Raw genomic sequence first — 2,441 nt, 5'->3', positions numbered from 1 at the left:
CTCTTAACCTACGGCATATTTCAATTCCATTTAAATGTGGAAGCATTAGGTCGAGTAAAATTAAATCAAACTCTTGATTCATCGCTGCGTCCAGGCCTTCTCTTCCATCATCGACAACTTTGACATCAAAACCTTCATGTTTGAGTTCTAACTCTAAAAATTCAGAGATACTATCTTCGTCTTCAATTAACAATATTTTCTTCAATATGAACCCTCCAAGAAATCAGGTTATGTCTATGTAATCGAACAACAGTGAGCCTTACAATTTTGTTAGACATCAATCTATTTTCACTTAACACTTAACTTCGCCATTTGGAGGCTTAGATAACCAATTAACTTGCAAATGGTCGTGGTCTCATCTGCCCATTTATTCCTAAAAGACCATAAACATCATCTTTTTTATATGCTAATTTAAGTGGTTCATCGCAACTAACCTGTTTCGTGCTCCTTTGTAAAAATCCTTTTGTTTAATCACAACGACCCTCTTTTTTCTAAATCGTACCTGAATAAATTAAAATCACTAATAACAATTGGCAAGAAAAAAGGAATAGATGAAATAAACTCATCTACTCCTTTGAACTATTTACTGATTTATTTTTGATGCTAGTCATTCTCGACTTCATCATCATTATCTTCTTCGTCAGCAACTTTAATGATTTTGCCTGAAGACGCATCTACTTTGACACCCTTGATAATCCCTGTAGACTTTTTAACTTCAACGTCATACACAACGACGCCATCTTCGTCTTCTAGTTCAGAATCTTTTACTGTACCTGGAACTTCTTTTAAAGCAATGGCTTCTGCTTCTTTACTTGATAATGAAGCGCTCTTTTGAAGATCTTGGATGTTGTCATCATTTTCTTCTCCGTCTTCTTCATCATCGCCTTCATCGTTATTTTCATTTTCAACTTTGAAAATATCACCATTTTCAGCATTTACTTTGACATCTTTCACTCCTGAAGTTGTCTGAACTTCAAAACCATACACAACGACGCCATCTTCGTCTTCTAGTTCAGAATCTTTTACTGTACCTGGAACTTCTTTTAAAGCAATGGCTTCTGCTTCTTTACTTGATAATGAAGCTCTTTTTTGAAGATCTTTGATGTTGTCGTCATTTTCTTCACCGTCTCCTTCATCATCGCCTTCATTTTCAACTTTGAAAATGTCACCATTTTTTGCATTTACTTTGACGTCTTTTACATCACCTGAAGTTGTTTGCACTTCAAATCCATAAACAAGGACACCATCTTCTTCTTCCAGTTCAGACTCTTTCACTGTTCCGGGAACTTCTTTTAAGGCAATGGCTTCTGCTTCTTTACTAGAAATTTTTGCGCTTTTTTGCAATSTTGCACTGTTCTCTTTATCTTGATGTTCTTCTTGATTGGTGTTACTTGTATTGTCTTTGGCAAACGCAGGCATCATATGGCTCGTACCTACGACTGCTCCTCCCACTAAAGTTAAAGCCAATGCTGGAATGATCAATTTCTTTCTCATAACCGAATTCCTCCTAAAATGTAATGTGAAACGATCTTACAATCCTTATTGTGACAGACGTGTATGAAAAGACAGCTGACTTTTTTTAAGAAATTAGTGAATGTTAAGTGAGATACTTCTCATTTTTCTTTCCCTGCTGAATTATCTAAGATTAACAAAAATGTTACGTTTCATTCATATTCTTAACTTCAGCACGTTCTACTCCTCAGTCGAATTATACAGTATATGGAAAAAAATAACGCGAACCCTATGGTTACTCTTTTTCCTTGAATACCTGCAGAAAATCAAAAACATTCAATAAAAAAAGGATAGTTAGTCCTGATAAAGGACTAACTATCCTACTAAATATTAGCTAAATCTATCTTAGCCTGTTCATTTTACTTTCCTTGTTCGATTAATGCTTTCATGTCAGATGCGATTTCTTCTTTTTGCACATCTTGAAAGCCATTGTAGCTTTTTACAACTACACCGTTTTGATCGACTAAGTAGAAGCTTTGCCCATGGACCACTTGATTGGAGGAAGGATCAGCTTTGACTAAAGATTTAAATGATTCTTTAGCAAATTGTTCAATATAAACAGGATCATAACCCGAAAGCAATTCCCATTTGGTTTCGTCAGGTGGGTTAAATTTAGCTAAGTATTCTGTTAAGATTTCAGGTGTATCCACTTTTGGATCTACGCTAAATGCGACGATTTTATAATCTTCCACACCCAATTTGATTAATTCATCTTGCACCATTGTCATATTCATTGTCATCGGCGGACACACCGTTTCACAATTAGTGAAAATAAATGTTGCCAGCCATACTTTCCCTTTTAAACTATCCAAGGATACGTCTTCCCCACGTTGTGATTCATGTGAAAAAGATTCTACTTCCCAGTCAGTTTCTGCTTTAAACTTATTTGAATTACATCCAGCCAATAAGATTACGCTCAAAGTTATGAC

The 2,441-nt window shown here is 35.4% G+C and carries 3 protein-coding genes; all 3 read right to left on the bottom strand.

Going from position 1 to position 2,441, the window contains the following annotated elements:
• On the bottom strand, positions 1 to 205 hold a 205-nt coding region (locus tag AC1DSB_RS18000), incomplete at its 3' end, for a response regulator (protein ID WP_477587279.1).
• Between the two features lie 398 nt (positions 206 to 603).
• Positions 604 to 1,494, bottom strand: coding sequence for a PepSY domain-containing protein (locus AC1DSB_RS17995; RefSeq protein ID WP_477587278.1), 891 nt, complete (start codon positions 1,492 to 1,494; stop codon positions 604 to 606).
• A 377-nt stretch (positions 1,495 to 1,871) separates the two neighbouring features.
• Positions 1,872 to 2,441: SCO family protein (locus tag AC1DSB_RS17990; protein ID WP_477587277.1), on the bottom strand; the 570-nt coding region annotated here is incomplete at its 5' end.

It is taken from the genome of Paenisporosarcina sp. P4_E4_2 (assembly GCF_056401595.1).
Note: the sequence above shows the minus strand (reverse complement) of the source record. Positions and strands in the feature narration are given on the sequence as shown.